Below are 3,744 nucleotides of genomic sequence, written 5' to 3'. Positions count from 1 at the left end.
AGCGCCATGGCAGTAACCGAACGAACCCCGTCCCCGCCCGCACCCGCCGCATCCGCGTTGCAGCCCCGGAACAGCCCGGGCGACCGTCTCTCCCGCATGCTCTATGCCCGGCCCAAGGCCCGCCTTACCGGTTTGCTGCTGCTGCCGCTCGGCTGGCTGGGCGTGCTGTACATCGGCTCCCTGGTCCTGCTGTTCATCACGGCGTTCTGGACCACGGACAGCTTCACCTCCAAGGTGATTCCGGCCTTCACGCTGGAGAACTTCACTGAAATCATCACGGTCCCGGCGTACCAGCAGACCGCGCTGCGGACCATCGGAATCGCCCTGGCGGTGACCGTGCTGTGCGCCGCCCTGGCACTGCCGCTGGGCCTGTACATGGCAAAAGTTGCCTCGCCGCGGCTGCGCGCCATTTTCGCCATCGGCATCACGCTGCCGCTCTGGGCCGGCTACCTCGTCAAGGTCTTCTCCTGGCGCATCACCTTTTCCTCCGGCGGGCCGCTGGACTGGCTGCTGGCCCCGCTGGGAATGTCCGGACCCGGCTACGGCACCACCGCGCTGATCGTCACCCTGGCCTACCTGTGGTTCCCGTATATGGCCGTGCCGGTCTACAACGCGTTCCGGCAGATCCCGGACAGCCTCTTCGACGCCTCCGCGGACCTCGGCGCCAAGGCCTGGTCCACGGTCTGGACCGTGGCCGTCCCGCTGCTGAAGCCGGCCTTCGTGGCCGGGTCCATCTTCACCTTCTCGCTCAGCCTGGGCGACTACATCGCCGCCCAGTTCGTCGGCGGCAAGACCCAGGTCATCGGCACCGTGATCGCCTCGAACATCAACCTCAACCCACCGCTCGCCGCGGCCTTCGGCACCGTGCCGATCATCGTCGTCGTGCTTTACCTGTTCCTGGCCCGCAAATCCGGCGCCCTGAAGCAACTGTAGGAGACTGCCATGAGGCTTTCCGCTTCCGCCAAAATCACCCTGCGCGTTTTCGCCGGACTGGTGATGGCCGCGATCTACCTGCCGCTGCTGCTGGTGATCGCCAACTCATTCAACGCCACCACCTCCGGGTCCTTCCCGATCAAAGAGTTCACCACCCGCTGGTGGGTCGCTGCCTGGCACAACGAGGGCGTGCGCGAGGCACTCTGGACCTCGCTCAGGGTTGCCTCCGTCGCCACCGTGATCGCCCTGCTGCTGGGCACCATGGTGGCATTCGCCTTGTCCCGGTACGACTTCTTCGGCAAGAACACAATCAACCTGCTGGTGGTGCTGCCCATTGCGCTGCCCGGCATTGTCACCGGCGTCGCCCTGAACAACACCTTCAAGACCGTCCTGGAACCGCTGGGCATCGGACTCGGCCTCTTCTCCGTGATCGTGGGCCACGCGACGTTCTGCATCGTGATGGTGTTTAACAATGTCCAGGCGCGGATGGGCCGAATGAACCGAGGGCTTGAGGAGGCGGCCATGGACATGGGCGCCAACGTGGTCAAAACGTTCTTCAGCGTGACCTTCCCGGGCTTCCGCTCGGCGTTCGTGGCGGGCGGGCTGCTCGCCTTCGCGCTCAGCTTCGACGAAGTGGTGGTCACCACGTTCACTGCTCCCCCGGGCACCGAAACCCTGCCGATCTGGATCTTCAACAACATGGCCCGGCCCAACCAGGCACCGGTGGTCAACGTGATCGCCGCCGTGCTGATCCTCGCCTCGATGATCCCGGTCTATCTCTCCCAGCGCCTCAACGGAGATGACAAGAAATAAGCGCCCGCACAACCTACCGCCGGCCTGCTGCCGGCGGTAGGTTGTGCCCATGCCCATCCAGGTCCGTCCCGCGACCGATTTCGCGGACACCGCTGCCGTCCTGGGGCCCAAGCGGCCCGACGCGAATGTCTGCTGGTGCCTGAGTTACCGCCTGGCCTCGAAGGAGAACGTGGCCCTGCAGCGCGAAGCCCGCGGCGAGTGCGTGCGTGGCCTGCTGGCCGAGGATCCGCCGCCCGGGGTCCTGGCCTACGACGGCGACGAGGCCGTGGGCTGGGCGGCCATCCACCCGCGGGCGGACACCAGCTTCGCCAAAAACCGGAAGATCCCGCGGGTCGACGACACCGAGGTATGGTCCCTGTGGTGCATCCGGGTCCGTCCCGGGCACCGCGGCCAAGGAATTTCCCACGCGCTGGTGGCCGGTGCGGTGGACTTTGCACGAGAGCACGCGGCACCCGCCATCGAGGCGTACCCGGTGGATAACCGAGGCGCGAAAGTGGACCTCACCATGGCCTACGTCGGCACGCTGGGCCTGTTTGAATCCGCAGGTTTCACCAAGGCAGCGGACACGGAATCCGTCCTGAACGGTTTTCCACGCGTCTTGATGCGGCTGGACCTGCGGACCTAACCGGTGGTGCCCGCCGCCGGACGGTGGTGGTGCCCGCCGCCGGCCGAACCTCAGCGGTTACCGGGCGGCAACCTGTTCCGGCAGCAGTTCTTCCATTCGCTCGTCACTGAGCCGGGACAGGGAGGTCAGCACCTTCGTGATCCGGCTGCGTTCCGCAGGGGTGAACCGGCTGGAATCCAGGATGTCGCTGACCCACAGGCCGTCCATGGCCAGCCGGATCACCACGCCGATAATTCCGGCCGGATCCCGCGGACTGAGGTTCGCCCGGTCCAGCCGACGGTTGAGGTAGAGCAGGGATTCCGCGAGGTTGGGGCGGCCGACGGCGGTGGCCAGCAGCGCCGCCTGGTCCAGCGAGCTGTTGGCCCGGACGTCCGAGAACGCGCGGATATATGCACGCTCCTGCGCACCCACCGGATCCGGGTCTGCATCCGCCAGGTCCCCCAGCCGGTGAACCAGCTCCACAATCATGTCCTCGACGTCCTGCTCGATCTCAGCGATGGACGCTCCTGGGGCGAACATGTGATTCTCTTTTCTTCCCCCGCTGCCCTCCGGCAGCGCGGCGGACCATCCGCCACGGTGACCGGCCAGTCTAGCCCGTTTCGGTGCCTTTATCAGCTTGTCTCAACACTGATCAGGCAGCCGGATCCGGGGCGGGCGCACCTGCGGCGCTGTTCTCCCCCGGCCAGGCAAGGGAAGCGAGGCAGGCTGTCACAGCCAGGGCCGCAGCGAACCAGTACCCCGGGGCGAAGGCCGCGAATTCCGGCGTCAGCAATCCCGCCGCAATACTCGCGACGGCAGAGACTCCGGCGGCTGCACCGAACTCGTGAAAAGTGCTGAGCGCACCGGAGGCAACGCCGGCTTCCTGAGGCTGCACCACCGAGAACAGACTGCCCGCGGCGGCCACGAACACGGCACCGATACCGAACCCGGCCACGCTGGTCGCCACGATGAGCACCGTCATGGAGAAAATCGCCGCAGTGGCCACCAGCCCGGCGGCCGCAATCAGCAGGCCCGCCACGGACACGGCGCGGACGCCCCATCGGGGAAGCACCCGTCCGGCCAGGTTGGAGCCGAGGATCGTCCCGAGCGCCACGGGGAGGAAGGCCAGCCCGGTCTCCAGCGCAGTGAATCCGTGCAGGTTCTGCAGGACAAAGGAGCCGAGGAAGAACACCGAGATCATCAGCGCCGTGGCCACGAAGATCAGTCCGAGTCCGCGGCGCACCGGCCGCCGCCGGAGCATCTCCGGATCAACCAGCGGCGCGGCAGCCCTCCGGATCCGCCCCCAGAACAGCACGTACCCGACCAGCCCGAGGGCCACCGGGATGAGGGTCTGCGCGCTGACCCAGCCGTAGTCGCCGGCGGAAACCAGCCCG

Annotated in this window: 5 protein-coding genes; 3 read left to right on the top strand and 2 right to left on the bottom strand. The window is 67.0% G+C overall.

Annotated elements, in window-relative coordinates; translation table 11 throughout:
- Positions 1-6: 6 nt before the first annotated feature.
- Genes RTN46_RS13920 through RTN46_RS13910 form a run of 3 tightly spaced genes read left to right on the top strand, consistent with a single transcriptional unit; the run spans position 7 to position 2,371 of the window.
- A complete protein-coding gene (locus RTN46_RS13920) occupies positions 7-933 on the top strand; it encodes an ABC transporter permease (protein ID WP_312182269.1) in 927 nt (308 codons plus the stop codon).
- A 9-nt stretch (positions 934-942) separates the two neighbouring features.
- Positions 943-1,746: an ABC transporter permease gene (locus RTN46_RS13915; protein WP_312182249.1), complete on the top strand. Its 804-nt coding sequence runs from the start codon at positions 943-945 to the stop codon at positions 1,744-1,746.
- A gap of 49 nt (positions 1,747-1,795) precedes the next feature.
- A complete protein-coding gene (locus RTN46_RS13910; RefSeq protein ID WP_312182247.1) occupies positions 1,796-2,371 on the top strand; it encodes a GNAT family N-acetyltransferase in 576 nt (191 codons plus the stop codon).
- A gap of 57 nt (positions 2,372-2,428) precedes the next feature.
- On the opposite strand, the gene RTN46_RS13905 is transcribed toward RTN46_RS13910, so the two are convergent.
- Together RTN46_RS13905 and RTN46_RS13900 are read right to left on the bottom strand one after the other, a co-directional pair.
- Positions 2,429-2,890, bottom strand: a complete 462-nt coding sequence (locus RTN46_RS13905) for a TetR family transcriptional regulator (RefSeq protein WP_312182245.1) — start codon at positions 2,888-2,890, stop codon at positions 2,429-2,431.
- A gap of 112 nt (positions 2,891-3,002) precedes the next feature.
- A partial coding sequence (locus RTN46_RS13900; protein ID WP_312182243.1) for an MFS transporter occupies positions 3,003-3,744 on the bottom strand: 742 nt, incomplete at its 5' end.

This window comes from Arthrobacter sp., from assembly GCF_031988865.1.
In the GTDB taxonomy this organism is placed as follows: domain Bacteria; phylum Actinomycetota; class Actinomycetes; order Actinomycetales; family Micrococcaceae; genus Arthrobacter_B.
Note: the sequence above shows the minus strand (reverse complement) of the source record. Positions and strands in the feature narration are given on the sequence as shown.

Bases quoted from the DNA above. Each gene is read 5' to 3' on its own strand.
- RTN46_RS13905 (WP_312182245.1), bottom strand. From the start codon at position 2,890: ATGTTCGCCCCAGGAGCGTCCATCGCTGAGATCGAGCAGGACGTCGAG.
- RTN46_RS13920 (WP_312182269.1), top strand. From the start codon at position 7: ATGGCAGTAACCGAACGAACCCCGTCCCCGCCCGCACCCGCCGCATCC.
- RTN46_RS13915 (WP_312182249.1), top strand. From the start codon at position 943: ATGAGGCTTTCCGCTTCCGCCAAAATCACCCTGCGCGTTTTCGCCGGA.
- RTN46_RS13910 (WP_312182247.1), top strand. From the start codon at position 1,796: ATGCCCATCCAGGTCCGTCCCGCGACCGATTTCGCGGACACCGCTGCC.